This is a genomic window from Candidatus Saccharimonadales bacterium (assembly GCA_036397795.1).
Classification (GTDB): Bacteria; Patescibacteriota; Saccharimonadia; order Saccharimonadales; family DASWIF01; genus DASWIF01.
The window spans coordinates 1-1,666 of record DASWIF010000079.1; the positions used below are offsets into that span (position 1 = coordinate 1).

The window sequence follows — 1,666 nt, forward strand, 5'->3', positions numbered from 1 at the left end:
TACAGGTGCTTTAAAACTATGCAAGAGCCTAATTTTGAGCCGATTCGACCAGCCGAACCAACTCAACTTCAACCTCGACGACGCCTCCGACTGATCAGCACTGGCATCATCTACCTGCTGATCATTTTTGGTATTGTTGGCGTGGTCTTCAGCTTTGGCGTGATTAGTTCGGGTGAAAAACTTTCCAAGTCTTTTGGCAACATCGGGTTAGTCGATCAGCTTAAACGGCTGGTTGGAGCCGGCGACAGAACGCTTCAGGGCGAGAGCGAGAACAGAATTAACATTTTACTGATTGGCATGGGTGGCAGCGGACACGACGGGCCGTACTTAGCCGACACGATGCAGCTGGTCAGTTTTCAACCCGAAGACGGCAGCGTCGCGCTGACTTCAATTCCGCGCGATCTGTTAGCCCCAATTCCCGGATATGGTTTGCGCAAAATTAATAACGCCAACGCGTTTGGCGAAGTTCAGAATCCCGGTGCCGGCGGCGAGCTGGCAACTCAGGTCGTCAGCCAAATTTTGGATCTGCCGATTCCCTACTACGCCCGAATTGACTTCAACGGCTTTGTTCAAATAGTTGATGATTTAAACGGCGTCGTTATTGATGTTGAAAACACGCTTGATGACCGCAGCTATCCGGTGCCGGGCAAAGAGACCGCGACCACAACCGAACGCTACCAACACTTGCATATTCCGGCCGGGCGGCAGAAAATGGATGGAGAACTGGCGCTTAAATATGTGCGCTCGCGTTCGGCCATCGGCGCGGAAGGCTCTGACTTTGCCCGCAGCAAGCGGCAGCAAAACTTACTCTTGGCAATCAAAGATAAGGTGGTAAGCTTTGGAACACTGGCCAATCCAATCCGGATTTCAAACCTGATGGAAACATTCAGTCAACACTTCACCTCCAACCTGGAGCTGTGGGAAATTTCGCGCCTGCTAAAACTCGCTAAAAATGTGGACGAAGAAAACATTACGCGAATCGTATTTGATGATTCCCCGGACGGCCTGCTTCAAGCCAGCCTAACCGCTGACGGGGCATTTGTCCTGACTCCCAAAGCCGGTGATTTTTCCGAGCTCCAGGCCGTGGTTCACAATGTATTTAACCCCGACCAGCCGGCCAAGCTGCGGCCGCAAAAAGTTGAAATCCAAAACGGAACCCGGGTTAACGGCCTGGCCTATGACGTTTCCCTATACCTGCAAAGCCTGGGATTTAACGTGATTAAAACCGGTAATGCCCCGACCCAAGACTATGCCAGAACCGTGGTGTATGATCTGAAAAAAAATGATGTTGAAAATAAAACCCGGGAAATAGTCGAGCTTTTAAACGCCGATCAGGCTCCGACCCTGCCCGAATGGCTGACGGCGACCAGCAGCACGCTGGTGAGCCCGAATGCCGATATTGTTATTATTCTCGGCCAAGACCAACGACCATGACGACTCAACCGACCGTTACAAAAACGCAGCAACTTCCAAGCGTGGTGATTGTCGGCCGAATTAACGTCGGCAAGTCACGACTTTTTAACCGCCTGACCAGCGCCAGCCAGACATTAGTTTCGCCAATTGGCGGCACAACCCGCGACCGCAATATTGGCCGGGTAACCTGGCGCGGTAAAACATTTGAACTTGTTGACACGGGCGGAGTCGATGTTAGTTTAATTAAAGAAAG

2 protein-coding genes are annotated in these 1,666 nt (G+C 51.4%); both read left to right on the top strand.

Annotation, left to right across the window (positions count from 1 at the left end; all coding sequences use genetic code 11):
- The coding region (locus VGA08_04260; GenBank protein HEX9679801.1) for an LCP family protein at positions 1 to 1,434 on the top strand (1,434 nt) is incomplete at its 5' end.
- On the top strand, positions 1,431 to 1,666 hold a 236-nt coding region (locus VGA08_04265; protein HEX9679802.1), incomplete at its 3' end, for a GTPase. The genes VGA08_04260 and VGA08_04265, both read left to right, overlap by 4 nt.